Origin of the sequence: Cellulosimicrobium cellulans, assembly GCF_042723955.1 — a bacterium.
Classification (GTDB): domain Bacteria; phylum Actinomycetota; class Actinomycetes; order Actinomycetales; family Cellulomonadaceae; genus Cellulosimicrobium; species Cellulosimicrobium cellulans_H.
This window is the reverse complement of the sequence record NZ_JBHXIC010000035.1, coordinates 1-24,562: the sequence shown is the minus strand read 5'-3', so window position 1 is coordinate 24,562 and position 24,562 is coordinate 1. Positions and strand designations below refer to the sequence as shown.

At 73.3% G+C, this 24,562-nt stretch carries 23 protein-coding genes; 5 read left to right on the top strand and 18 right to left on the bottom strand.

What is annotated here, in order from left to right; genetic code table 11:
• The first annotated feature begins 29 nt into the window (after positions 1-29).
• On the top strand, positions 30-2,480 hold the full coding sequence (locus tag ACFWH7_RS11435) for a DNA gyrase/topoisomerase IV subunit A (RefSeq protein ID WP_378216631.1): 2,451 nt from the start codon (positions 30-32) through the stop codon (positions 2,478-2,480).
• A gap of 101 nt (positions 2,481-2,581) precedes the next feature.
• Positions 2,582-3,904 carry a PP2C family protein-serine/threonine phosphatase gene (locus ACFWH7_RS11430; RefSeq protein ID WP_378216630.1) on the top strand — a complete coding sequence of 441 codons (1,323 nt, stop codon included), beginning with the start codon at positions 2,582-2,584 and terminating at the stop codon, positions 3,902-3,904.
• A 19-nt stretch (positions 3,905-3,923) separates the two neighbouring features.
• On the opposite strand, the gene ACFWH7_RS11425 is transcribed toward ACFWH7_RS11430, so the two are convergent.
• The 17 genes from ACFWH7_RS11425 to ACFWH7_RS11345 form a co-directional block, all read right to left on the bottom strand.
• Positions 3,924-4,244 carry a hypothetical protein gene (locus ACFWH7_RS11425; RefSeq protein WP_378216628.1) on the bottom strand — a complete coding sequence of 107 codons (321 nt, stop codon included), beginning with the start codon at positions 4,242-4,244 and terminating at the stop codon, positions 3,924-3,926.
• Entirely contained in the window at positions 4,229-4,936 is a 708-nt protein-coding gene (locus ACFWH7_RS11420) for a lysoplasmalogenase (protein ID WP_378216627.1), read from the bottom strand. The genes ACFWH7_RS11425 and ACFWH7_RS11420 overlap by 16 nt, the downstream gene beginning before the upstream one ends.
• A 71-nt stretch (positions 4,937-5,007) precedes the next feature.
• Entirely contained in the window at positions 5,008-5,682 is a 675-nt protein-coding gene (locus ACFWH7_RS11415; RefSeq protein ID WP_378216626.1) for a lysophospholipid acyltransferase family protein, read from the bottom strand.
• A complete protein-coding gene (locus tag ACFWH7_RS11410; RefSeq protein WP_378216625.1) occupies positions 5,672-6,904 on the bottom strand; it encodes a glycosyltransferase in 1,233 nt (410 codons plus the stop codon). Before ACFWH7_RS11410 ends, ACFWH7_RS11415 begins: the two co-directional genes overlap by 11 nt.
• 180 nt (positions 6,905-7,084) lie before the next feature.
• Positions 7,085-7,429: a type II toxin-antitoxin system PemK/MazF family toxin gene (locus ACFWH7_RS11405; protein WP_378216624.1), complete on the bottom strand. Its 345-nt coding sequence runs from the start codon at positions 7,427-7,429 to the stop codon at positions 7,085-7,087.
• Positions 7,426-7,671 carry a ribbon-helix-helix protein, CopG family gene (locus ACFWH7_RS11400; protein WP_336726393.1) on the bottom strand — a complete coding sequence of 82 codons (246 nt, stop codon included), beginning with the start codon at positions 7,669-7,671 and terminating at the stop codon, positions 7,426-7,428. The genes ACFWH7_RS11405 and ACFWH7_RS11400 overlap by 4 nt, the downstream gene beginning before the upstream one ends.
• Before the next feature lie 56 nt (positions 7,672-7,727).
• Positions 7,728-8,114 (bottom strand): nitrite reductase (NAD(P)H) small subunit, encoded by a 387-nt coding sequence (locus ACFWH7_RS11395; protein ID WP_378216623.1) that lies wholly within the window; start codon positions 8,112-8,114, stop codon positions 7,728-7,730.
• Positions 8,111-10,759: a nitrite reductase large subunit NirB gene (nirB, locus tag ACFWH7_RS11390; RefSeq protein WP_378216622.1), complete on the bottom strand. Its 2,649-nt coding sequence runs from the start codon at positions 10,757-10,759 to the stop codon at positions 8,111-8,113. Before nirB ends, ACFWH7_RS11395 begins: the two co-directional genes overlap by 4 nt.
• Before the next feature lie 258 nt (positions 10,760-11,017).
• Complete coding sequence (locus tag ACFWH7_RS11385) at positions 11,018-12,469, bottom strand: helix-turn-helix domain-containing protein (protein ID WP_378216621.1); 1,452 nt, start codon at positions 12,467-12,469, stop codon at positions 11,018-11,020.
• Positions 12,470-12,678: 209 nt separating this feature from the next.
• Positions 12,679-13,032 carry a metal-sulfur cluster assembly factor gene (locus tag ACFWH7_RS11380; protein ID WP_047234322.1) on the bottom strand — a complete coding sequence of 118 codons (354 nt, stop codon included), beginning with the start codon at positions 13,030-13,032 and terminating at the stop codon, positions 12,679-12,681.
• The gene (gene sufU / locus ACFWH7_RS11375) at positions 13,029-13,565 is read right to left on the bottom strand and encodes a Fe-S cluster assembly sulfur transfer protein SufU (protein ID WP_378216620.1); all 537 of its coding nucleotides are present in this window, start codon (positions 13,563-13,565) and stop codon (positions 13,029-13,031) included. The genes ACFWH7_RS11380 and sufU overlap by 4 nt, the downstream gene beginning before the upstream one ends.
• A gap of 11 nt (positions 13,566-13,576) precedes the next feature.
• Positions 13,577-14,872 carry a cysteine desulfurase gene (locus tag ACFWH7_RS11370; RefSeq protein ID WP_378216619.1) on the bottom strand — a complete coding sequence of 432 codons (1,296 nt, stop codon included), beginning with the start codon at positions 14,870-14,872 and terminating at the stop codon, positions 13,577-13,579.
• 29 nt (positions 14,873-14,901) lie between these two features.
• Positions 14,902-15,684, bottom strand: coding sequence for a Fe-S cluster assembly ATPase SufC (gene sufC / locus ACFWH7_RS11365; protein ID WP_264030324.1), 783 nt, complete (start codon positions 15,682-15,684; stop codon positions 14,902-14,904).
• Positions 15,685-15,777: 93 nt separating this feature from the next.
• Positions 15,778-16,122 carry a non-heme iron oxygenase ferredoxin subunit gene (locus ACFWH7_RS11360; protein WP_378216618.1) on the bottom strand — a complete coding sequence of 115 codons (345 nt, stop codon included), beginning with the start codon at positions 16,120-16,122 and terminating at the stop codon, positions 15,778-15,780.
• Positions 16,119-17,372, bottom strand: coding sequence for a Fe-S cluster assembly protein SufD (gene sufD, locus ACFWH7_RS11355; protein ID WP_378216617.1), 1,254 nt, complete (start codon positions 17,370-17,372; stop codon positions 16,119-16,121). Before sufD ends, ACFWH7_RS11360 begins: the two co-directional genes overlap by 4 nt.
• Position 17,373: 1 nt before the next feature.
• Entirely contained in the window at positions 17,374-18,834 is a 1,461-nt protein-coding gene (gene sufB / locus ACFWH7_RS11350; protein WP_141390547.1) for a Fe-S cluster assembly protein SufB, read from the bottom strand.
• A 102-nt stretch (positions 18,835-18,936) separates the two neighbouring features.
• Complete coding sequence (locus tag ACFWH7_RS11345; protein WP_378216616.1) at positions 18,937-19,761, bottom strand: helix-turn-helix transcriptional regulator; 825 nt, start codon at positions 19,759-19,761, stop codon at positions 18,937-18,939.
• Between the two features lie 230 nt (positions 19,762-19,991).
• Between ACFWH7_RS11345 and ACFWH7_RS11340 the strand changes: the two genes are divergently transcribed.
• The 3 genes from ACFWH7_RS11340 to ACFWH7_RS11330 all read left to right on the top strand — a co-directional run bounded on the left by ACFWH7_RS11340 (position 19,992) and on the right by ACFWH7_RS11330 (position 22,788).
• Positions 19,992-20,954 (top strand): ABC transporter ATP-binding protein, encoded by a 963-nt coding sequence (locus tag ACFWH7_RS11340; protein WP_378216615.1) that lies wholly within the window; start codon positions 19,992-19,994, stop codon positions 20,952-20,954.
• Positions 20,951-21,757: an ABC transporter permease gene (locus tag ACFWH7_RS11335; protein WP_378216614.1), complete on the top strand. Its 807-nt coding sequence runs from the start codon at positions 20,951-20,953 to the stop codon at positions 21,755-21,757. The genes ACFWH7_RS11340 and ACFWH7_RS11335 overlap by 4 nt, the downstream gene beginning before the upstream one ends.
• 65 nt (positions 21,758-21,822) lie before the next feature.
• Entirely contained in the window at positions 21,823-22,788 is a 966-nt protein-coding gene (locus tag ACFWH7_RS11330) for a COX15/CtaA family protein (RefSeq protein ID WP_378216613.1), read from the top strand.
• 63 nt (positions 22,789-22,851) lie between these two features.
• Here the strand turns inward: ACFWH7_RS11330 and ACFWH7_RS11325 are convergent, their stop codons facing one another.
• Positions 22,852-23,826, bottom strand: a complete 975-nt coding sequence (locus ACFWH7_RS11325) for a patatin-like phospholipase family protein (RefSeq protein ID WP_378216612.1) — start codon at positions 23,824-23,826, stop codon at positions 22,852-22,854.
• Positions 23,827-24,562: the final 736 nt, after the last annotated feature.

Genomic DNA, 24,562 nt, shown 5'->3' with positions numbered 1-24,562 from the left:
CGCACCGAACGGCAGGAGCCCGCAGGCCCATGGCGCGCAAGTCCTCGACCCCCTCGCTCGACCCGGCCGAGGTGAACGAGAAGATCGTCGACGTCGACGTCCAGGCGGAGATGGAGACGTCGTTCCTCGAGTACGCCTACTCCGTCATCTACTCCCGCGCCCTGCCCGACGCGCGCGACGGCCTCAAGCCCGTGCAGCGCCGGATCCTCTACATGATGGCCGACATGGGGCTGCGTCCCGACCGCGCCCACGTGAAGTCGGCGCGCGTCGTCGGCGAGGTCATGGGCAAGCTGCACCCGCACGGCGACGCGGCGATCTACGACGCGCTCGTGCGCCTCTCGCAGGACTTCTCGCTGCGGCTCCCGCTCGTCGACGGGCACGGCAACTTCGGCACGCTCGACGACGGACCCGCGGCCTCCCGGTACACCGAGGCACGCCTCGCTCCCCCGTCGCTCGCGATGACGGCCGGGCTCGACGAGGACGTCGTCGACTTCGTGCCGAACTACGACAACAAGCTCCAGCAGCCCGAGGTGCTGCCGGCGGCGATCCCCAACCTGCTGGTCAACGGGGCCTCGGGCATCGCGGTCGGCATGGCCACCAACATGGCGCCGCACAACCTCGTCGAGGTCGTCGCCGCGGCGCGCCACCTCGTCGCGCACCCGGACGCCGACCTCGACGCGCTCATGCGGTTCGTCCCCGGCCCCGACCTGCCGACGGGCGGCAAGATCGTCGGTCTCGACGGCGTGCGCGACGCCTACCGCACCGGCCGCGGCACGTTCCGCACGCGCGCCACCGCGCGGGTGGAGAACCTCACGCCGCGCCGCAAGGGCATCGTCATCACCGAGCTGCCCTACCTCGTCGGGCCGGAGAAGGTGATCGAGAAGATCGCCGAGGGCGTCAAGACGAAGAAGATCCAGGGCATCACCGCCGCGACCGACCTGACGGACCGCGAGCACGGGCTGCGGATCGTCGTCGAGGTGAAGACGGGCTTCAACCCCGAGGCGGTGCTGGAACAGCTCTACAAGTTCACGCCGCTCGAGGACTCGTTCGGCATGAACAACGTCGCGCTCGTCGACGGGCAGCCGCGCACGCTGGGCCTGCGCGAGATGCTCACGGTCTGGGTGAACCACCGGATCGACGTGGTCCGCCGACGCTCGGCCTACCGGCTGCGCAAGCGGTCCGAGCGGCTGCATCTCGTGGACGGCCTCCTCATCGCCATCGTCGACATCGACGAGGTGATCCAGGTGATCCGCTCGTCCGACGACACCGCGACGGCCCGCGGACGCCTGCAGACCGTGTTCGACCTGTCCGAGCCGCAGGCGGAGTACATCCTCGAGCTCCAGCTGCGCCGCCTCACCAAGTTCTCCCGCATCGAGCTCGAGAAGGAGCAGGAGACGCTGCGCCGCGAGATCGAGGAGCTCCAGGAGATCCTCGGCAGCGACGCGAGGCTCCGGGCCGTGGTCTCGGGCGAGATGGCGGACGTCGCCAAGACCTACGGCACCCCACGCCGCACCATCCTCCTGGAGTCGGCCGGCGCCGCGCCGACCACGACCGCGGCCGTGCCGCTCGAGGTCGCGGACACGCCCTGCTGGGCGCTGTTCTCCGCGACCGGCCTGCTGGCCCGTACGAGCGACGAGACCGAGCCCGCGCGCAGCGGGCCACGAGCCGCCCACGACGTGCTGCGGGCCGTCGTGCGCACGACGGCGCGCGGCGAGGTCGGCCTCGTCACGAGCCGCGGGCGCATGGTCCGCGTGTCCGTGCTCGACCTGCCCGCGCTGCCGCCGACCGACAACGCGCCGAGCCTCTCGGGCGGCGTGCCGCTCAGCGAGGTCGTCGGGCTCGAGCCGGGCGAGGAGGCCGTGACGATCGCGTCGCTCGACGCCGACGCTCCCCCGCTCGCGCTCGGCACCGCGCAGGGCGTCGTGAAGCGCGTGCTCCCGGGCGACGTGCCGAACAACCGCGACGACTGGGAGGTCATCGGCCTCAAGGACGGCGACACCGTCGTCGGCGCGGCGCCCGCGACCGACGCGGACGAGGTCGTGTTCGTCAGCTCCGACGCGTCGCTCCTGCACTTCGACGCGTCGGCCGTGCGCCCCCAGGGCCGCGCGGCGGGCGGCATGGCCGGGATCCGGCTCGCGGACGGCCACCGCGTCGCGTTCTTCGGCGTCGTGCCGGCCGACGTGCGCGACCTCGGGGTCGTCGTCACCGTCGCCGGGTCGTCGGGCGCCCTCGCGGGCACCCAGACCGGGGCCGGCAAGGTCACGCCGTACGAGCTCTACCCCGGCAAGGGCCGCGGCACCGGCGGCGTCCGGGCGCAGCGGTTCCTCAAGGGCGAGGACGCGCTGATCCTCGCGTGGGTCGGGCAGGGTCCCGCGCGTGCCACGGGCTCCGGCGGCCAGGCCGTCGACCTGCCCGATGTCGACCAGCGCCGCGACGGGTCGGGTACGCCGCTCGCGTCTCCGGTGACGGCCGTCGGATAACCCGCTCGGGTTACCGGTCGCGGTTCTACCTGCCGTCCGCCCGGGAACGTCGGGACTTTCGCTCGACCTGCGAGTGCCCGGAATTGGGGCAGGCTCGAGGTGTGGCAGGACATCGGGGGCGCGCCGTCCGGACGTCTCGCACGAGCGACAGGGCCGCCGGTCCTGTCGACTACCACGCCGTCTTCGCGGTGCTCACCTCCCCCAAGGCGGTCCTCTCGCCCGACCTCACGGTGCTCGACGCGAACGAGTCGCTGCTGCGCACGATCGACGCGCCCGCGAGCGCCGTCGTCGGTCGGCACTACCTTGACGTGTTCCCCGCGCGTGGCCCGGACCAGGGCACCGTCGAGCGGGTCGTCCGGTCGCTCGAACGGGTCGCGCGCACGGGCCGGCTCGAGATGATCGGGCCGCACCGGTACGACCTGCACCGCCACGACGGCGGGTGGACCGAGCGCTGGTGGATCACGACGAACCTCCCCGTCCTCGACGCGGGCGGGCGGGTCTCGGCGGTGGTGCACCGCGCCGAGGACGTGACGAGCGTCGTGCTCGCCCGCGGTCCCGCGGCACCGGAGACCGTCCGGGACGAGGTGACGCAGTGCCCGGACGAGATGTCGCTCGTGGACCGGGCACTGCTCCTCGGCTCGTCGGTCGACCGCTACGCGGAGGTGATCACGCGCGAGCGGCAGGCGTCGCTCGCGATCCAGGACTCGATCCTCACCCCGCCGCCCGACATCCCAGGTCTGGCCATCGACGTCCGCTACCGGCCCGCGGTCCCCGAGGTCCACGTGGGCGGGGACTGGTACGACGCGTTCGCGCACCCGGACGGCGACACGACCGTCGTCGTCGGCGACGTGACGGGGCACGACGTCGCCGCCGCCGCACACATGGGCCACCTGCGTGGGGTCCTGCGCTCCGTCGCCTTCGCGACCGACGCCGGGCCCGCCGCCGCGCTCGACGCCGCCGAGCAGACCGCCGAGGGGCTGGGGCTCCAGGCCCTGGCGACGGTCGCCGTCGCGCGGATCGGGGCTCCCGGACCGGACGGCCGACGGCTGCTCCGCTGGGCGAGCGCCGGGCACGTGCCGCCCGTCGTGCGCCGTGCGGACGGCACCGCGCACCTGCTCGAGGCGCGCCCCGCACCGATGCTCGGCATCGGCCTCGGCGGCGGACGGGCGGAGCACGAGGCCTCGCTCGGCCCGGGCGACGTCCTCGTGCTCTACACCGACGGACTCGTCGAGCGCCGGGACCGCTCGCTGCGCGACGTGCTCGACGAGCTCCCGGCCCGGGTCGAGGAGCTCGGCGACGTGGCCCCCGAGGAGCTGTTGGACGCGCTCCTCGCCGGGCTCGTCCCTCACGGCGCCCAGGACGACGTCGCCCTCGTCATGGTGCACGTCGACGACGGGGACCCTTCCACGGGTCCCGACGCCTGACCATCGTCGTCGGGGGCCCTCAGCCGCCCTCGAACCGTAGCTCGGTGCCCGGATCGCGACGGCACCGCTCGGCGAGCGCGACCACCCTGTCCACGACGGCGACGTCGGAACGGGCCGATCTCGACACCAGGACGCGCAGCTCGTCGAGGACCATCTCGGAGCCGCTGAGGACGACGTCGCCGTCGGGGTCGACGCGCGCGAGCATCGGCAGACCGCTCGTCGGGAGCACGCGGGCCAGCACGTCGCCGTCGTCGGGCACCACGGCGATCGACGACGTCGCACGACGCCGCGGGCTCGTCCCCTCCTGGACGATCCGCGCGAGCGTCACGTCGACGCCCACGCGGCGCCGCCCTTCTCGTCGACGGGCACCGCTGCGAGGCGCTCCCGCCGGAGCACGCCGAGGACGAGGAGCACCTGCCCGACGACATAGGTGAGCATCACCCAGAAGCCGTGCACGGGCAGGGCGTACCAAGGCGCGAACGCGTCAAGCGCGATGAGCGCGTCGGACACGAGGAACACCGCGCCGCCGACGGCTGCGAGCCGGTCGACGCCCGTCGCCGTCACGGCCATCAGCACGAGGCACGCGCCGTAGACGACCACCGGGACGAGGAGCGAACCGGCACCCGGCGCGCACGCGGCGACGAGGACGAGGAACGCCAGCAGGTAGGGGGCGAGCGCGAGCGGCCGGCGCAGGACGGACCCCGCCCGGTACGGCCAGAACGCGAGCGTGTACGTCACCTGGGCGCAGAGGAAGAACCCCACCATGACGAGGAACGCGGTGTCCCCGTCGGCGAGGTCGGGGGCGGTGTCGCCCAGCCACGAGAAGACGAGCGCGACGAGCGTGAGGCGGACCAGCCGCGAGCGCCGGGCCGGTCCGTCGCCGTCGCGTCGTCGCGTCGCGAGCCACAGGCAGACCGCGAGGAGGGGCATGAGGAACCACTGCGACGTGTCGGCGAGCGCCGAGGCGCCCGCGAGCTGCGCGGCGAGGTGGACGAGGGTGAGCAGGGCGAGCGCGCCCCACGCGGCGAGCATGGGTGTCGGGACTCCTTCGGTGGTGCTGCCGGCGTCGTTGCCGGGACGAGCGATTGTAGGCCCGGACGTCGTCACCGCCGGACCGCTTCGTCGGGAGCCCCCGCGGCGACCGACTCCATCGCCGCCCGGGAGCGCGCGAGGAGCTCGGCGACGTCGGCGGGAGCGGCGCCGCAGGGATGCTCCGCCGGCAGGATCGTCAGCCGGATCGGCGGCCGCGGACGCCACCAGGGCCGTCGGCCGTAGGTGAAGACCATCGGCACGACGGGCACGCCGAGGCGGCAGGCGTACACGAAGGCGCCGCGACGGAACGGCCGCAGCGTCGTGTCGTACATGACCAGCTCGCCCTCGGGGAAGAAGTGGACGCCTTGTCCGGCGGCGACGGTCCGGCGCAGCCGCGCCTCGAACGCGGAGAGCTCTCCCGGCCCGCGGGGCAGCGGGACGGCGAGCAGGTGGCTGACGAGGACGCCCGCCACGGGCAGGTGGAAGTTCGAGGGCTGGGAGACGACGGCGGCGCGCCGGCCGCGGAACTGCCCGGCGACCCACGGGCCGTCCAGGTAGTGCACGTGGTTGGCGACCGTGACGACCCCACCTCGCTCGCGGGCGAGGTGCTCGCGCCCCGTGACCCGCAGCCCGTGGGCCATGTACCCGTACCCACGTACGACGGCCATGGCGACGTCGAAGAAGACCACGTCGAAGCGGCTCCAGAGCCGCGGCGTCGCGGACCCGCGACCGCGGTCAGCGCTCATGCGAGCGCCCCGGCCCTCGGCCCGCAGCGTCGTCCCGGTCGACCGGCGTGGGGTCGGCCGAGCCGCCTCGCTCGACGACCGCCTGGCGCAGCATCTCCTCGATCTGCGGGACGCACACGTCGAGCGCGTGCTCCCGGCCGACCTCGGCATAGGCCGGACCCATGCGGGCACGCTCGTCGTCGTGCTCGATCCAGTAGTCGATCGCGCGCGCGAGGTCCGCGGCGTCCCCGGCGCGGAAGAGGCTGCGCTCGTCGAGCGCGAACTGCCCGGTCGCTGAGGCGCGGGAGTCGGAGATCACCGGGACGAGCCCGGTGGCGACGGCCTCGAGGCAGCCGAGGGCCTCGATCTCCGCGTCGGCGGCGTGCACGTACAGGTCGCTCATGGCCAGCACGTCCTGGAGCTCGTCCTGGGCGAGGAAGCCGATGCGCGGCGGGTGCGGCAGCGACGCGCCCTGCTGGGCGTACCTCTCCGCGAGCGGACCGCGCCCGGCGAGCACGAGCTGGATGCGGTCGGCGTGCCGGGACCGGCCGACGGCGTCGAGGAGCACGTCCTGCCGCTTCTCGCGCGAGAGCCGCCCCGTCATGGTGATGACGAACCGGCCGGCCAGGTCGGCGCTCTTCGGCAGCGTGCGCGGGACGAACCCGGGGTCGACGCCGTTGGACACCACGTGCAGGGCCGCCCGGTAGCCGTGGTCGCGCAGCTCCCCGGCGATGAACCGGCTGGGGCAGTGGACGTGCCCGAACCGGTCGTAGAACGGCCGGAACACCGCGTACACGAGGTCGTTCAGTGCTGCGAACCGCCCCAGGCCGAGGCTGTAGGTGACGTTCTCCGGCTGCACGTGGAACGCCGCGGTGGAGGGGACGCCGAGCGCGTCCGCGAGCCGCTTGGCCCGGGAGCCGAGCCAGAACGGCGACATGACGTGCGCGACGTCGGCCCAGCCCAGGGCATCGCGCAGCAGGTCGTCATCGGGCTTGGCGAGGACCCAGCCCTGGCCCGCGATGACCCGGTCGAAGCCCGGGACGCCGAGGGGTTCCAGCCGGTAGTGCGCGACGCCGTCCGCGCGGTTCGCGGCGTCGGCGCCACCTGGGCGGGCCGCGCCTCGGCAGCACGCGACGCGCACCTCGTGGTCGCGCTCACGCAAGGCGACGGCGAAGCGACGCGCGGAGATCGTGGTCCCGTTGGTGGGATCCTCGAACTGGTCGATGACGAGCAGGACGCGCACCCGCGGCTCCCTTGCGACGCGCGGCGCGTGGTCCGCGCCTACTGACGGGATGGCGCCAGGCTAGGCGATCGCCGTCGGCCTGGCGGGGAACCGCCGGTGTGCGTGTCGTGCCGCCGTGATCGACGAACCCTCGCCGATCGAGCGCGGAGGGCGACCGTCACGTCGCTGTGCGCGGTGCGGCTACAGCCCGAGGACCAAGCGCACGCCGTCGGAGACCTTCGACATCAGGTATCCCGGCAGGTGCCCGACCGGGTACGGATCGAGAAACTCGCGACTCACGGGCCCAACCTGCGAGACGACGGCGACGGAGTCCTTGTCCAGCCCCGACGCAGCCGCGGGCACGAGGACGTTCCCGGGGAACGCTTCGAGCCGGAGGTTCGAGGTCATCAGGACGACGATCGCCGTGTTGATCGTCGAGGCGAGGAGCCAGTCCTCCTGGATGATCAGGGCCGGGCGCGTCTTCGCGGGCTCGCTCCCGCGAGGCTGCCCGAAGCCCACCCAGACGACATCCCCGCGGGAGATCACCACTCGGTCCCGCGCGACATCTCGCGCTCGGACGCAGCGAGGAACAGGCCGTCCTCGGACGGCTGACCGGCGTCCGCGAGCGCAGCGTCCGCCAGTGCTGTCAGATCGCTGCCGCCCTCGAGCTCGTCGGCGAACTTCTCGCCTGCGCGTCGGAAGAACTCCGAGCGGTTCATCCCGTGCCGGGCCGCCACTCGCTCGAACCGCTCGAACTCACGATCGGGTACGGAGATCGCAGTTTTCATGCGTCGAGTATAACCAGTCATACCACGGCGAGACGAGGGTGGTGGGCGACGATGGATCAGCGTCCCTGTGCGGCGGGACGCGGCGCGTCGGCGACGAACACGCGACCGTCGCGCACCTGCGCCGCGAAGACCTTCAGCGACCTGCGGTCCTTGCCCCCGGCGTCGAGCACCTCACCGGTGTCGACGTCCCACACCTGCTTGAGCATGGGAGTGGTGACCGTGTCGACGTCGCGCTCCACGCCGTCGTCTCCGGTGACCCGGTGCGTGCCGACGAGGCCGCGCGACATGACGTTGGCACCGGAGTACGGGTCTCGCTGCTGGACTGCGCGCACGGTGCCGTCGGCGAGCCGGAAGACGGCGACCTGGGTGTCGCCCAGGAGCGCGCCGGCCCCGCGCTCGGGGTCCAGGTCGTCGAGCGCGCAGATGTCGACGAACATGCTCATCGGGCGTCCTCCAGGTCGGCACGGGCGGCGACGAGCGCGACGTCGCGTGCGGCGCGCGGGTCGGGATAGGCGACGGCGTCGCCCTCGTCGGCGGGCCGGACCTGGCCGCGCTCGGGGACGAAGGCGAGGTCGCCGTCGATCGCCTCGGGGGCGTTGACGAACGGCGTGAACTTGCGCAGCTTGGCCGGGTCGGCGAGCGTCGCGCCCCACTCGTCCTCGTAGTCACGCACGTGCTCGGCCATCGCGGCCTCGAGCTCGTCGGCGATCCCGAGCGAGTCCTCGACGACGACGCGGCGCAGCTCGTCGAGCCCTCCCGCGCGCTCCGCGACCCACGGGGCCGTGCGCTGGAGGCGGTCCGCCTCCTGGACGTAGAGCATGAGGAACCGGTCGACATAGCGGACCAGCGTCTCGTCGTCGAGGTCCTCCGCGAGGAGCTGGGCGTGCGCGGGCTGCGCTCCGCCGTTCCCGCCGACGTAGAGGTTCCAGCCCTTGTGCGTGGCGATGATGCCGACGTCCTTGCCGCGCGCCTCGGCGCACTCGCGCGCGCAGCCCGAGACGCCGAACTTGATCTTGTGCGGCGAGCGGAGCCCGCGGTAGCGCAGCTCGAGCCGCACCGCCATGGCCGACGAGTCCTGCACGCCGAACCGGCACCACGTGCGCCCGACGCACGTCTTCACCGTGCGCAGCGACTTCCCGTAGGCGTGCCCGGACTCGAAGCCGACGGCCGTCAGGCGGCGCCAGATCTCCGGGAGCTGGTCGAGGCGCGCGCCGAACATGGCGAGGCGCTGGCCGCCGGTCACGCGCACGTAGAGACCGAAGTCGTCGGCGACCCTCGCGAACTCCAGGAGCTGGTCCGCGCGCACCTCTCCCCCGGGCATGCGCGGGATCACCGAGTACGTGCCGTTCTTCTGCAGGTTCGCCATGACGTGGTCGTTGGTGTCCTGGAGCGCAGCCTGCTCGCCCTCGAGCACGTGGCCGCGGCGCAGCGTCGAGAGGATCGACGCGACCGTCGGGCGGCAGACGGCGCAGCCTCGCCCCGTCCCGTGCGCCGCGACGATCTCGGAGAACGTGCGCAGCCCCTCCTCACGCACGAGCCGGTAGAGCGTGGCGCGGGACATCGCGAAGTGCTCGCACAGCGCGTCCGAGACCGTGACGCCCGCCCGGGACAGCTCGGCGTTCAACAGCTTGGTGAGCGCGGGCACGCACGACCCGCACACCGTGCCGGCCGTCGTGCAGTCCTTGACCTGCCCGATCGTCCGGCACCCGTGCTCGGTCACGGCCGAGCGGACCGTGCCGGCGTCCACGTTGTTGCACGAGCAGACGACGGCCTCGTCGGGCAGCTCGGTGTCGCCCAGGCCCTCGCCGTCGGGCGCGATCACGGCGGCGGGGTCGGCGCCGAGCGGGCGGCCCAGCAGCGGCCGGAGCGCGGAGTAGAGCTCGATGTCGCCGACGAACACACCGCCCAGCAGCGTCGTCGCGTCGTCCGAGAGCACGAGCTTCCGGTACCGGCGGTGGATCGGGTCGACGAACGACACCTCCAGCGCGCCCGCGCTCACCGCGTTGACGTCGCCGAACGACGCCGCGTCGACGCCCACGCCCTTGAGCTTGGTGCCGTCGTCGGCGCGGCGGTGCACGCGCTCGCCGCCGAGGAAGCGGTCGACGACGACGTCGGCCATGTCGTTCCCCGGCGCGACCAGGCCCGCGCACACGCCGTCGACCGACGCGCACTCCCCGATCGCCCACACTCCCGGGTCGGAGGTCTGGCACGCCTCGCCGACGACGACGCCGCCGCGCTCGCCGATCGCGAGGCCTGCCTCGCGCGCCACACGGTCGCGCGGTCGGATGCCGACGGAGAAGACGACGACGTCCGTCGGCAGCGCGGACCCGTCGGTGAGCTCGACCGAGCCCACCGACCCGTCGCCGGCGGGCAGGAACCGGTGCGCACCCGCACCCGTGCGGACCGCGACGCCCAGGTCCTCGACGAGCAGGCGCAGCATCTCGCCGCCGCCCCGGTCGAGCTGGACGCTCATGAGCCGGTCGGCGAACTCGACGACCGTGGCCTCCGCGCCCAGGCGCTGGAGCGCCGCGGCGGCCTCGAGACCGAGCACGCCACCGCCCACGACGACGCCGCGCACCGCCCGGCCCAGCGCCCGCTCGCGGAGGCGCACCCACTCGGCCAGCCGCTCGACGTCGTCCAGCGTGCGATAGGTGAACAGACCCGGCAGGTCCGTGCCCTCCGCGCGCGGCGTCCACGCCCACGAGCCCGTCGCGAGCACCGCGCGGTCGTAGTGGACCTGACGCCCCGAGCGCGTCGTCACGACGCTCGCCGTGCGGTCGAGCGACGCGACCGCGTCGCCCGTGACGAGGGTGACGCGCGGGTCGTCCCACACGCCGCGGTCCAGGGTGAGCGCCTCGGCGTCGCGCGCGTCGAACCACTCCGACAGGTGCACGCGGTCGTACGGCTCGTGCGGCTCGTCGCCGATCACCGTGAGCGACCAGCCGCCCTCGGGGTCGCGCGAGCGCAGGCCCGCGACCAGGCGGTGCGCCGTCATGCCGGCACCGACGACGACGATCCGGTCGCCGTCCAGGGGACCGCCGGCGGCGTGAGCGACCGCGTCCGACGGGGAGTGAGAGAGGGAGGCCACGGGGAGCACTTTCGAGAGGCGGGGGCTGCGTCGAGGCCTCGGTCCGGGTGCGACCGGTGCCCTGCTCCGACCCTAGGGGAGGTGGTCTGACCACATCAGCCGTCTGGGACCAAGGTCCTCAGTACCCCCATCGAAGGCCATCGCGTGACCGCACCCGGACGCCACGACGCCGCGCCCCCGGGACGGGGACGCGGCGTCGTGAGGTGGGCGCGTCGGACGACGGCCACGGTGGCCGGACGACCGAGCGCGATTCGTAAGTCAGGCGTTCGCGAGCTCGCGGTCCTCGTCCGCCACGGGCCGCTGGTCCTCGTAGCGGCGCACGACGCGGCTCACGGTCGACCGCGACGCCGAGACCTTCTGGGCGATCTCGCCCTGCTTCATGCCCTGGCGGGCGAGCTCGACGATGCGGCGGTCGCGCTCCGCGGTCGGGTCCTCGCCGAGGGAGGCGTCGTCCCCCTCGGTCGCCGCGGCCTGCGCGCCGTTCGTGCCGCCCACGAGGTCGAAGACCTCGACGCGGCGCGTGTGGCCCGTCACGGCGGGGGGCTCCACGACCGGTGCCGCGCTGTCCTCCTCCGTGGCCGGCTGGTCCCAGGGGAGCGGACGCCCGAACAGCTCCTTCACCCGCGCCTCGAGGTCGGGGAGCGCCTCGAACGCCGTCTCGGGCACGTAGGGCTTCTCGTCGTTCGCCTCGCGAGCAGGCTCGGTCTCCGGCTCCGTCTCCGGCTCGACGTCCCGCTCGACGGCGGGCGCCTCGGCCGGTGCGACCGCGGCCGGGCTCTCCTGGCTCGGCTCGGCGGCCGGAAGGTCCCGGGCCTGCTCGACGGGCGCCGGGGTCTCCGTGCTGGCCCCGGCGTCGCGCACGGACTCCAGCGCGAACGTCTCCCTGCGGTGCGTCTCGACGAGCCCCTCGGCGGGCGTGGTGGTCCGGGCGACGACGACAGCCGCCGCGTCGGTCGACCCGGTGACCTCGGCCGACCCACGGGCGGTGCCGCGCTTCACGGAGCTCGCCCCGATGAGGTCGAGCCGGTTGCCGTGGCGCTCCGCGGCCTCGAGGCGGTCGACCCAGACCTGCATGCGGCGCTCGAAGTCCTCGACCGTCAGGAGCTTGAGCGCGGCGTCGCGCGCGGCGCGCTGCCGCTCGTGCGCGGCGCGGACCTTGCGCAGGTCCCCGGCCGAGCCCGCGCTGTCGGCACGAGCGTCGCGCCACTGCTCCAGAGCCGAGACGTAGCCGTGGACGCGCAGCTCACGGCGACGCTCCTCGAGCGTGTGACCCGTCACCATGTGCCGCTCCCCCACGAGGGCGAGGTGCCACATGAGCGCCGCCACCAGCGGCGGCACGAACCGGAACACCACCATGTACGGGGTGCTCGCCGTCGGGACGGCGATCTCGTGCAGCGCGGCGAACAGGCCCGACGTGCCCGAGAGCACCCACGTCAGCGCGAGGAGGACGCCGTACGGGCGGCCCTCGAGCGCCGCGTTGCGCGCCATGAGCGCCACGGCGACGAGGCTGATCTCGAGGAAGCCCGCGAGCCCGTACGCCTCGAGCGGCGACATGTGCGCCACCTCGAGACCGAACAGGACCATGCCGCTGTACGCCAGCGCGGTGGCGATCGTCGCCGCGATGACCACGGCGACCATCGGGAGGTGCCGGCCGCGATAGCGCACCTGCCGCGGGGAACCGCCCGCGCCGGTCTGGTCCTGCTGTGTCACGTCATCCTCCGAAAAGTGGTGTGGGCGCACATATCCCAACACTCAGGACAGTCCTCGTCAACGCACCGGAAGGATCGCAATCGGATCGTGAGCAGCGGCAGCCCGGAGCGGCCCGTCCGCGGGCCGCGGCCTGCGGGTCGAACGGCCGGAGACAGCACGACGCCGCGCCCCCGGGGGGACGCGGCGTCGTGGACGGACGGGAGGGATCGTCAGACGTTGAACCCTAGCGCGCGGAGCTGCTCCTTGCCGTCGGTCGTGATCTTCTCCGGGCCCCACGGCGGCATCCAGACCCAGTTGACGCGGAAGCCGTCGACGAGGCCCTCGAGGGCCTGCGCGGACTGGTCCTCGATGACGTCGGTCAGCGGGCACGCCGCGGACGTGAGGGTCATGTCGATGACGGCGTGGTTGTTCTGGTCGATCTGGATGCCGTAGACGAGGCCGAGGTCGACGACGTTGATGCCGAGCTCGGGGTCGATGACGTCGCGCATCGCCTCTTCGACGTCGGCGACGTTCGGCGGGCTGGGCGTGACGCCCTCGGCGGGCGCGCCGGTCTCGGTGGTCATCGGTTCTCCTCCGTCGTTCCCCGCGCGGCGAGCGCCGCGTCGGAAGCTGCTGCGGTTGATGCGTCGCCCAGCGTGCTCAGGGCGCCCGAGGTGACGAGCGAGTCGCGCAGCGCTGCCCAGCCGAGCAGGGCGCACTTGATGCGAGCAGGGTACTGCGAGACGCCGGTGAACGCCGTGGCGTCACCGAGCTCGTCCTCCGCGGTCTCGTCGAGGCCCTTGCCGCGCGAACCCATGAGCTCGCGGAAGACCTCGCCCAGGTGCTCGGCCTCGGTCACGGGTCGGCCGGAGACGAGGTCGGTGAGCACGGACAGCGAGGCCTGCGAGATGCTGCAGCCCTGTCCCTCCCAGCTCACGCGGTCGATCGTGTCGCCGGCGAGCTCGACGCGCAGCGTCACCTCGTCGCCGCACGTAGGGTTCACCTGGTGCGACTGGCCGCTGGCCGCGCCGTCCGCCACCTCGACCAGGCCCCGGCCGTGCGGGGTCTTCGCGTGGTCCAGGATGACCTGCTGGTACATCTGCTCGATCGAGCTCATCGGGTCCTCTCTCAGTCCACCGAGAAGAACGCGCGCACCCCGGCCAATGCTTCCCGGAACGCGTCGACGTCCTCGCGCGTGGTGTACACCGACGCGGACGCGCGCGCGGTCGCCGCGATCCCGAACCGGCGGTGCAGGGGCTGGGCGCAGTGGTGACCGACGCGCACGGCGATGCCCGCGTCGTCGAGCACCTGGCCGACGTCGTGGGCGTGCACGCCGTCCACGACGAACGACACGACGGCGAGCCTGTCGGCCGGCTCGCGCGGGCCGATGATCCGCACGCCGGGGATCTCCCCGATGCGCAGCAGCTCCGCCGCGAGCTCGTGCTCGTGCGCCGCGACGCCGTCCATGCCGAGCTCGTGCAGGTACTTCGCGGCGGCGCCGAACCCGACGACCTGCGCGACGGCCTGCGTGCCCGCCTCGAACCGCTGCGGCGGGGCCATGTACGACGACTCGGTCATCGTGACGACCTCGATCATCGACCCGCCGGTCGTCACGGGCGGCAGCGCCTCGAGCAGCTCGCGCCGTCCGTAGAGCACGCCCACGCCCGTGGGGCCAAGCATCTTGTGCGCCGAGAACGCCGCGAAGTCGACGCCGAGCGCGGGCAGGTCCACCGGCAGGTGCGGCACGGACTGGCACGCGTCGAGCACGGTGAGCGCCCCGACCTCGCGCGCCCGGGCCACGATCGGCTCGACGGGGGTGATCGCGCCCGTCACGTTCGACACGTGCGCGAACGCGACGATCCGCGTCCGCTCCGTGATGACGGTCGCCGCGTCCTCGACGCGCACGCGCCCGTCGTCGTCCACCTCGAACCACCGCAGGACGGCGCCCGTGCGGGCGGCGAGCTCCTGCCACGGCACGATGTTCGCGTGGTGCTCGGCCTCGGTGAGGACGATCTCGTCGCCCGGCGCGAGCGCGAAGCGGCGGGCCGCCTCTCCCCCGCGGCCGAGCGTCGCGTTCGAGATCCCGTACGCGACGAGGTTGATCGCGGCCGTCGCGCCGGACGTCCAGACGATCTCGCCCGGGCGCGCCCCGACGAACGCCGCGACGTCCGCGCGGGCGTCCTCGAACGCCTCGGTCGCCTCCTCGGCGAGCTGGTGCGCGCCGCGGTGCACGGCCGCGTTGCGCTCCTCGTAGAAGTCGACCTCGGTGTCGAGGACGACCTGCGGCTTCTGCGACGTCGCCGCGGAGTCGAGGTAGACGAGCGGACGACCACCGCGCACGGTGCGCTCGAGCAGCGGGAAGTCCGCCCGCACGGCGGCGAGCTCCGTCGCCGTCAGGGGGGAGCTGTGCGCGGTGGTCGTCATGGTCGTCTCCTCAGGGGTGGTGCGACCGCTCAGGCCGAGGCGGCGGAGGCGGACTCGACCGAGCCGGAGAGGTAGCGGTCGTAGCCCTCCTCCTCCAGGCGGTCGGCCAGCTCCGAGCCACCCTCCTCGGCGACCTTGCCGTCGACGAAGACGTGGACGAAGTCCGGCTTGATGTAGCGCAGGATGCGCGTGTAGTGCGTGATGAGCAGGATGCCCGCGTCGGTCGCGCCGTGGACGCGGTTGACGCCCTCGGACACGATGCGCAGCGCGTCGACGTCGAGGCCCGAGTCGGTCTCGTCGAGGACGGCGAACTTCGGCTTGAGGAGCTCCATCTGGAGGATCTCGTGGCGCTTCTTCTCGCCGCCGGAGAAGCCCTCGTTGACCGAGCGCTCGGCGAAGGAGTCGTCCATGCGCAGGCGCTCCATGGCGCCCTTGACGTCCTTGACCCAGTGGCGCAGCGCGGGGGCCTCGCCGTCGATCGCGGTCTTCGCGGTGCGCAGGAAGTTCGACACGGAGACGCCGGGGACCTCGACCGGGTACTGCATGGCGAGGAACAGGCCCGCGCGGGCGCGCTCGTCGACGCTCATCGCGAGGACGTCCTCGCCGTCGAGCGTCACGGTGCCGCTGGTGACCTGGTACTTGGGGTGGCCGGCGATCGAGTAGGCGAGCGTGGACTTGCCCGAGCCGTTCGGGCCCATGATGGCGTGGACCTCGCCGCTGGCGATCGTCAGGTCGACGCCGCGCAGGATCGGCTTGGGCCCTTCCTTGGTCTCGACGCTGACGTGCAGGTCGCGGATCTCGAGAGTGGACATCTGGTTCTTCTCCAAGAGGTTCTGGTGAGCCGTGGGGCGCGCGCGGCGCGCCAGGTCAGTGCTGGTGAACCGCTGACGGATCAGCGAGACGGATCAGGTGGGAGCGACGACGCGGTCGACGTCGACGAGCACCTGCTCGCCGTCGACCGTCACCGGGTACACGGGCACGGGCCGCATCGCGGGCAGCGCGGTCGGCATTCCGGTCCGCACGTCGAACTGCGAGCCGTGCAGCCAGCACTCGACGAAGCAGCCCTCGACCTCGCCGTCCGACAGGGACACCGCTCCGTGGGAGCAGATGTCCGAGATCGCGTGCCAGTCGCCGTCGCCGTCACGGACGACCGCGACCTCGACGACCCGCCCGTCCTCGGCCGGGAGCTCGACGCGGAGCGCCTCCTCCGGGCCGAGGTCGGACGTCGTGCAGGCGGGCTGTGCGGTCACGCCGTCGCCTCGGCGGGCTCGGCGCTCCCGTCGATGATCGACATGGACTTGCTCAGCTCGCGCTCGATCGCCTCGAGCAGGCGCTCCTCGACCGACGCGACGCCGATCTCCTGGATGAGCTCCGCGAAGAAGCCGCGGACGACGAGACGGCGCGCCTCGGCCTCCGGGATGCCGCGGGCCTGGAGGTAGAAGAGCTGCTCGTCGTCGAACCGGCCGGTCGCGGATGCGTGACCCGCGCCCTCGATCTCGCCCGTCTCGATCTCGAGGTTCGGCACCGAGTCCGCGCGCGCGCCGTCCGTGAGGACGAGGTTGCGGTTGAGCTCGTAGGTGTCCGTGCCCTCGGCCTCGGCCTGGATCAGCACGTCCCCGACCCACACGGCGTGCGCGCCCTCGCCCTGCAGCGCGCCCTTGTACGTGACGCGCGACTTGCAGCGGGGGACGGCGTGGTCGACGAACAGGCGGTGCTCCTGGTGCTGGTCCGCGTCCGCGAAGTAGAGGCCGACCATCTCGACGTCGCCGCCCTCGGCCGTGAACGTCGCGTCCGGGGTGATGCGCACGACGTCGCCTCCGAGCGTCACGACCACGTGCTTGAGCCGCGCGTCGCGCCCGATGCGGGCGCGGTGCGACGACGCGTGCACGGCGCCGTCGGCCCAGTCCTGGACGGAGACGACCGTGAGGTGCGCGCCGTCCTCGACGACGATCTCGACCGTCTCGTTGAGCGTCGCGGTCCCGACGTGGTCGAGCACGACGACGGCCTCCGAGTGCCGCTCGGCGCGCACGAGCACGTGGCTCGCGGTCGGCGTGGAGCCGTGGCCCTCGACGCGCACGGACGTGACGTCGGACGCGACGGCCTCCTTGGGCACCGTGACGACCGTGGCCTGCTCGAACGCGTTCCACGCCGTGACGGCGGTGCGGTCGCCGGGCTTGCTGGCGGTGCCGAGCCGCTCGTCGTCGCGACCGACGATCGCGACCTCGACCTCGGGGGCCTCGACGACCGTGACGCGCACGTCGCCGCCGCCGCTCTGCCCGACGAGCTTCTCGTCGAACAGCGGCGCGAGGCGCGCGACGGGCGAGAAGCGCCACTCCTCCTCGCGCCCGGAGGGCACGGGGATGTCGGCGAGGTCGAACGACGTGAGCCGCTCGGCGCGCGAGCCCTGGGGCACGACGCCGTGCGAGTGCGCCCCGTCGGCCTGCGCGCGCGAGTGGTCGGTGGTCAGGCCGGCCTCTTCGGGAATGGTGGTGGTGGTCATATCAGCCGACGGACCCTTCCATCTGCAGCTCGATGAGGCGGTTGAGCTCGAGCGCGTACTCCATGGGCAGCTCGCGCGCGATGGGCTCGACGAACCCGCGCACGATCATGGCCATCGCCTCGGTCTCCTCCATGCCTCGGGACATGAGGTAGAACAGCTGGTCCTCGCTCACCCGCGAGACCGTCGCCTCGTGCCCCATGGACACGTCGTCCTCGCGGACGTCGACGTACGGGTAGGTGTCGGACCGGGAGATCTGGTCGACGAGCAGCGCGTCGCACAGCACGGTCGAGGCCGAGTGCGAGGCGCCCTCGAGGACCTGGACCAGGCCGCGGTACGACGTGCGGCCACCGCCGCGCGCGACCGACTTCGACACGATGGACGACGACGTGTGCGGCGCCGCGTGGACCATCTTGGCCCCGGCGTCCTGGTGCTGGCCCTCGCCCGCGAACGCGATCGAGAGCGTCTCGCCGCGCGCGTGCTCGCCGAGGAGGTAGATCGCCGGGTACTTCATGGTGACCTTCGAGCCGATGTTGCCGTCGACCCACTCCATCGTCGCGCCCTCGGCCGCGGTCGCCCGCTTGGTCACGAGGTTGTACACGTTGTTCGACCAGTTCTGGATGGTCGTGTACCGCACGCGGGCGTTCTTCTTGACGATGATCTCGACGACCGCGGAGTGCAGCGAGTCCGACGAGTAGATCGGCGCGGTGCAGCCCTCGACGTAGTGCACGTACGAGCCCTCGTCCGCGATGATCAGCGTCCGCTCGAACTGGCCCATGTTCTCCGTGTTGATGCGGAAGTAGGCCTGGAGCGGGATCTCGACGTGCACGCCCGGCGGCACGTAGACGAACGAGCCGCCCGACCACACGGCCGAGTTGAGCGCGGCGAACTTGTTGTCGCCCGACGGGATGACGGTGCCGAAGTACTCCTGGAAGAGCTCCGGGTGCTCGCGCAGCGCGGTGTCCGTGTCGAGGAAGATGACGCCCTGGCGCTCGAGCTCCTCGTTGATCTGGTGGTAGACCACCTCGGACTCGTACTGCGCGGCGACGCCCGCGACGAGGCGCTGCTTCTCCGCCTCGGGGATGCCGAGCTTGTCGTACGTCTCCTTGATGTCCTCGGGCAGGTCGTCCCACGAGGCGGCCTGCTTCTCCGTGGAGCGCACGAAGTACTTGATGTTGTCGAAGTCGATGCCCGTGAGGTCGGAGCCCCAGCTCGGCATGGGCTTCTTGTCGAAGAGGCGCAGGGCCTTGAGCCGCGTCTTGAGCATCCACTCGGGCTCGTCCTTCAGCGCCGAGATGTTGCGCACGACGTCCTCGGACAGGCCGCGCTGCGCGGCCTCGCCGGCGGCGTCGCTGTCGTGCCAGCCGTATCCGTAGGCACCGATCGAGGCGATGATCTCGTCGTCGGTCTGCTTCTCACCGGTCGGCTGGGCCGTGCCGGTGGCGTCCTGGGTGGGAGCGCTCATGGTCGTCCTTCCACTGTCCGTCGTGTGCGGGCGGGGGCAGTCGGTACAAGGTTCGTGCGGGGGGTGTCGTGCGTGCCTCGGGGCGGCGGTGCGCCCCTCGGGTCAGGTCTCGCCCGACGTCGGGCGACCGCGCGCCCGGACGTCGTGGTCGTGGCCTGCGTGAGCATGGCCGTCGTGGTCTCGGAGCGGGCGAGCCGCCCGCGGTGCGGGCACCGGGACGGGCATGCCCACCGGGACGTTCGTCGTGCACGCGTGCGCGCCCGTCGCGAGCGTCGAGAGGCGCTGCACGTGCGAGCCGAGCAGCTTGGCGAAGACCTGCGCCTCCGCCTCGCACAGCTGCGGGAACTCCTCGGCCACGTGCTGCACCGGGCAGTGGCCCTGGCACAGCTGCACCGCGGAGGTGCCGGGCACGGGGCGCACGCTCGCCGCGTAGCCGTCGTCCGCGAGCGCCGCCGCGAGCTGGGCGGCCCGCCCCTCGACGTCGTCCGCGTCGAGCCGACCCTCGTAGCGGTCGGCGAGCTCGGCGAGCCGGTCCTGGGCGAAGCGCTCGACGGCGTCCGGCCCGGCGACGTCACGCAGGTACCGCAGCGCCTGGGTCGCGAGGTCGGCGTACGTGCCGCTGAGCGCGCCCTGCCCGGCCGACGTCGTGACGTAGCGGCGTGCGGGGCGACCGCGCATCCCGGTGGGGTGCCCGGCGTCGTGCACGGCGACGAGGTCGTCCTCCTCGAGGAGGGCGAGGTGGCGGCGGACGGCCGCGGGCGTGATCCCGAGCGTGGCGGCGAGGTCGGCGGCACTCACGGGGCCCGCGCTCGCCACGAGCTCGAGCACGCGCTCGCGCGTGCGCCGGTCGGCGTCGGCGGGCATCGTGGGCGCGCTCGCGGGAGCGGCGGAACGCAACGCGTCCGGGCGGACGGATCCTGCGGCCATGCTCACCTCCCGTGGCGTCCCGTGGGCTCGCGTGCGCGCGGCAGCGGCCTGTACGGCGTAGAGATCTACAGAACAGATATAGACAACATGGTTGTTCCCTAATTGCCTCAGCGCAAGCAAGGCGACCCTCAGACCCGCCCCGTTCCCCCGCAATGTGGCGTACACGACACCCGTACGGTCCGGGCCGGGCGGGAGCCGTTCGTGGCGGGCCCGCCCCCTAGAATCGCCGGGTGCCCGCCCCCGCCGTGCTCGTGCACGACCTCGTCAAGCGCTACGACGGTCGTGCCGTCGTCGACGGCGTGTCCCTCACCGCCGAGCGCGGCGCGATCACCGCGGTGCTCGGCCCCAACGGTGCGGGCAAGACCACGACGGTCGAGTGCTGCGAGGGCCTGCGCTCCCCCGACGCCGGGCGGGTCGAGATCCTCGGCCTCGACCCGCTGACCGACGCGCGCGACCTGCGCCCGCGCGTCGGCGTCATGCTCCAGGACGGCGGGCTCCCGACGGGCGTGCGCGCGCTGGAGATGCTGCGGCACGTCGCGTCCATGTACGCCCGCCCGCGCGACGTCGGCGAGCTCACGGAGCGTCTGGGGCTGGAGAGCTTCGCGCGCACGACCGTCCGGCGTCTGTCGGGCGGGCAGCGGCAGCGGCTCGCGCTCGCCGCGGCGATCGTCGGCCGGCCGGAGGTCGTCTTCCTCGACGAGCCGAGCGCGGGCATGGACCCGCAGAGCCGGCACGCCGTGTGGGAGCTCGTGCGCGAGCTGCGCGCCGAGGGCGTGGGCATCGTCCTCACGACGCACCTCATGGACGAGGCGGAGGACCTCGCCGACCACGTCTACGTCGTCGACCACGGCAAGGTCATCGCCGCGGGCGCGACCCGCGCCCTGCTCGAGACAGGAGCCGACGGCGCGGCGGACCGCACCGTCCGCTTCGAGGCGACGCCGGCGCTCGACCTCGGCGGCCTGAGCGACGCGCTCGCCGGGGCGGGCGTGCCCGACGGCGCCGCGCCGGGCGCGTGGACCGTCGCCGAGCCTCAGCCCGGCTCGTACACCCTCACCGGGCCCGCCGACCCCGCGACGCTCGTGGCGCTGACGACGTGGCTCGCCGCGCGCGGCGTCCTCGCCTCGCGCGTCACCGTGGGCCGCCGCACGCTCGAGGACGTGTTCCTCGACCTCACCGGACGGCACCTGCGATGAGCGCGACCCCGACGACGCCGACCACGCCCGAGGCCCAGATCCCGGCCCAGGACGCCGAGCTCGCCGCACCCGCGTGGCGTCGCGTCGTGGCCCAGACCGCGTTCGAGACGCGCATGATCCTGCGCAACGGCGAACAGCTCCTCGTGACGATCATCCTGCCCGTGATGCTCCTGCTCGGGCTCGTGCTCACGTCGTTCGTCGACCTCGACACGGGCGGCGCCACGCGCGTCGACTTCGTGACGCCCGGCGTCCTCGCGCTCGCCGTGATGTCGACGGCGTTCACGTCCCAGGCCATCGCGACGGCGTTCGACCGTCGCAACGGCGTCCTGCGCCTCATGTCGACCACTCCCCTGGGCCGCGGCGGCCTCCTCGCGGGCAAGGTGCTCGGCGTCCTCGCCGTCGAGGTGGTGCAGGTCGTCGTCATCACCGCGGTCGCGCTCGCGCTCGGCTGGCAGCCCGACCTCGCCGGGATTCCCGCGGCCCTGCTCGCCGTGCTGCTCGGGACCGCCGCGTTCACGTCGCTCGCGATGCTGCTCGCCGGGACGCTGCGCGCCGAGGGCGTGCTCGCGGTGGCGAACCTCGTGCTCGTGCTGCTTACCGTCGGCGGAGGCGTCCTCGTCCCGGCCGACCAGCTCCCCGGTCCGCTCGAGCACGTCGCGCTCCTGCTGCCGTCGGGCGCGCTGGGCGAGGCGATGCGCGGCGCGCTGCTCGACGGCTCGGTGCCGCCGTTCTCCGTCGTCGTGCTGCTCGGCTGGACCGCCGCGCTCGGCTGGGGCGCGGGCAAGCTCTTCCGCTGGACCTGAGCCCCGGGCCCATCTCACACCCGCAGGATTCCGGGGCTGTGCCGTCGTCCCGATACCGTGGGACCGTGAGCACCCCGCCCCCTGCGCTCGATCCCGCTCCCGCCGGCAGCCCCGCCGGCACGGCTGCCGGTGACGGCGCCGCACGTCCGGACCGACTGGCGCCGCTGCGCCGCTGGACGCGGCCGGTGCTCGTCGCGAACCTCGTCGCCCAGATCGGCATCATCGTCACCGGGGGCGCCGTCCGGCTCACGGGCTCGGGGCTCGGGTGCTCGACCTGGCCTCAGTGCGAGCCCGGGCAGTTCGCGGCGAAGTTCCACCCCGAGACGACGTACCACCAGTTCATCGAGTACGGGAACCGGACGCTCACCGGGGTGCTGAGCGTCATCGCGATCGCGGCCCTCGTGCTCGTGTGGACCGACCGCTCGCGCGTCCTGTCGTACCGGCTCCTCGGTGCCGTCCCGCTGCTGGGCGTCGCCGCCCAGGCCGTCATCGGCGGCGTCATCGTCCTGCTTCACCTGCACCCGGGCTGGGTGTCGCTGCACTTCGTCGTCTCGGCCGCGCTCGTGTCCGTCTCCCTGCTCCTCCTGCACCGGTCCGGGGAGGGCGACGCGCCGCCCGTCCCGACGGTCGCGCCGCGCTCGCGCGCGCTCGCCTGGACCCTGTACGGGCTCACCGCGCTCGTCGTCGTCCTCGGCGTCATCGTCACCGGCGCCGGCCCGCACAGCGGCGACGAGGAGGTCGGCTACCGCTTCGCCGTCGACCCCGCGCTCATGAGCAAGCTCCATGCGTGGGCCGTGTGGGTGTTCGTCGCCGTTCTCGTCGCGTACCTCGTGAGCGTCCGCCGCGGACCGCAGCATGTGCGTCGCGCGGCCTGGATCCTCCTCGCGATCACTCTGGGCCAGGGACTGATCGGGTACGTCCAGTACTTCACGGGTCTGCCCGCGCTCCTCGTCGGCCTGCACATGCTCGGCTCGGCGCTCCTCGTCGCCGGCTCCACGCGCGTCGTCCTCACGACCCGCACCCGCGCCTGAGCGGGCGGTGGCCCGGGCCTGAGCAGCCCGGGCCACCGCTGCGTCAGAGCGAGTCAGTGCCAGTCAGTGCCAGAGCGCTGCGACGGGCTCCGCGAGCGCGATACCCCGCTCGTACCCTGCCTCGGCCGCCGCCGGGCGCAGCGACAGGTCCATCGCCTGGGGCCCGAAGAAGTGGTCCGCGCCAGGGCCTGGGACGATCACCTCGACCTCGCTCCCCCGTTCCCGCAGCTCGTCGACCTGGGCCGAGAGCTGGAGGCCCCAGCCCAGCGGCGCCCGCGTCCTGCCCCCGAACGGCGACAGCACCAGCACGCGCCGGAACCCCTCCGCCAGGTCCGCGTTCTCGTTGCGGCGATATCCGCCGTCGAGGTACTGCCCCTCCCCGACCCGGTAGGCGAACCCGCTCGCGCAGCTCGCCGCGACGGCGTCGACGAGGTCGACCCCGCTCTGCCGGTCGAAGAGGGCAGGCTCACCGGTCCGCGCGTCGACGGCGGTGAGGAGGACGGCCGTCCGAGGCCAGGACGGGTTCGGCAGGCGCGCGGCGACGGTGGCCCGCCACCGGGACTGCACGGCCTCGTCCGACGACCCGGGCAGCGCGAGCGCCGCCTCCCCGAGCCGGCGGCGCATGTCCGCCGCGTCCCGGGCACCGGCGATGACCGCGGCCGTCCGCGCCATCTGGTCCGCCGCCTGTCGGGTGCGGTCCCCGCCCGCGGCCGGGCCGCCCGGCCCCGCCTGCGGGCGTGTCGGCGCGACGAGAGCGGCGGCGTACAGCTCCGCGGGCGTCGCGCCGGCGAGCTGCGCCGCCGTCGTCGACCCGGCCGACGTCCCGACGGTCAGGTCGGCCGTCGTGGACACGTCCAGCCCGGCGTCGGCCAGACCGGCGACGACGCCGATCAGCCACGCGTTGCCGGTGGATCCACCGCCCCCGAGGACGAGGGCGCGCTCGCCCGTCGTCGGGACGGTGCCGGAGACCGTGGGATCAGGGAGCGAGGAACCTGCGGGCGCGGTGCCCGGTGCAGAAGAAGGTGTGGTGGTGCGCATGGGAGTCGCCTCTCGCGATGGTGCGGCGGGCGCTCCCGACGACGACTACGGTCGTCGCGCGATCGTGGGCAGCGAGGGAGCGCCCGGTACGGACACAGCGTTCACGGGGCTCACCTCCTCGGCTCCATACACGATCGGCACCGACGCTAGCACCCAGGCCCGCCCCGAGACACGGCCTTTACGGGTTGTCGAGTCGACGGTTCGAGGCAAGGTCCGATCTCCGTCCTCCGCCTCGAGCCCGCGTGATCGGGTCCGCGGCGCGGGTCGCCTCGGTGCTCGAGCCCGCGGCGCCGTCACCGTGGTCCGCCGGGCCTGGATACCGCTCAGCATGCGGCTCACCCTGCTCCGCCGATGTAGAACCGTGGTCTCGCGAGGTAGAACCGTGGTTGCGCGAGGTAGAACCCTGGTCCCGCGAAGCAGAACCCTGGTCCCGCGAAGCAGAACCGTGGTCCTGCCCGACGGCGGTGGGTCGCCCGCCGCATCTCGCGGCACTGCAAGGGGCGAACCGGCACCGCGGGTGGTCGCCCGGGTGCGCGACGACCAGGGCGAGGCGGAGTAGGGCGGGGTGGGTGGTGGTGCCGCGTCGTGGGGGGCCTGGCGGGAGCGACGCGAGGAACGAGCGGCGCGGATGGTAGACGCGGCACCACCACCCACCCCCCCCCCCCCCCCCCCCCCCCCCCCGCCCCCCGCGCGCTACACCGGGTTTAAAAGGCGGGGCCCCCGGTTAAAACACGCG

Coding starts and splice junctions, on each gene's coding strand:
- ACFWH7_RS11395 (WP_378216623.1), bottom strand. CDS start 8,114: ATGAGCATGTTCGTCGACATCTGCGCGCTCGACGACCTGGACCCCGAG.
- ACFWH7_RS11370 (WP_378216619.1), bottom strand. CDS start 14,872: ATGACGACCACCGCGCACAGCTCCCCCCTGACGGCGACGGAGCTCGCC.
- ACFWH7_RS11345 (WP_378216616.1), bottom strand. CDS start 19,761: ATGGCCGCAGGATCCGTCCGCCCGGACGCGTTGCGTTCCGCCGCTCCC.
- ACFWH7_RS11325 (WP_378216612.1), bottom strand. CDS start 23,826: ATGCGCACCACCACACCTTCTTCTGCACCGGGCACCGCGCCCGCAGGT.
- sufB (WP_141390547.1), bottom strand. CDS start 18,834: ATGAGCGCTCCCACCCAGGACGCCACCGGCACGGCCCAGCCGACCGGT.
- sufU (WP_378216620.1), bottom strand. CDS start 13,565: ATGAGCTCGATCGAGCAGATGTACCAGCAGGTCATCCTGGACCACGCG.
- ACFWH7_RS11335 (WP_378216614.1), top strand. CDS start 20,951: ATGAGCGCGACCCCGACGACGCCGACCACGCCCGAGGCCCAGATCCCG.
- ACFWH7_RS11415 (WP_378216626.1), bottom strand. CDS start 5,682: ATGAGCGCTGACCGCGGTCGCGGGTCCGCGACGCCGCGGCTCTGGAGC.
- sufC (WP_264030324.1), bottom strand. CDS start 15,684: ATGTCCACTCTCGAGATCCGCGACCTGCACGTCAGCGTCGAGACCAAG.
- ACFWH7_RS11380 (WP_047234322.1), bottom strand. CDS start 13,032: ATGACCACCGAGACCGGCGCGCCCGCCGAGGGCGTCACGCCCAGCCCG.
- sufD (WP_378216617.1), bottom strand. CDS start 17,372: ATGACCACCACCACCATTCCCGAAGAGGCCGGCCTGACCACCGACCAC.
- ACFWH7_RS11420 (WP_378216627.1), bottom strand. CDS start 4,936: ATGCTCGCCGCGTGGGGCGCGCTCGCCCTGCTCACCCTCGTCCACCTC.
- ACFWH7_RS11435 (WP_378216631.1), top strand. CDS start 30: ATGGCGCGCAAGTCCTCGACCCCCTCGCTCGACCCGGCCGAGGTGAAC.
- ACFWH7_RS11400 (WP_336726393.1), bottom strand. CDS start 7,671: ATGAAAACTGCGATCTCCGTACCCGATCGTGAGTTCGAGCGGTTCGAG.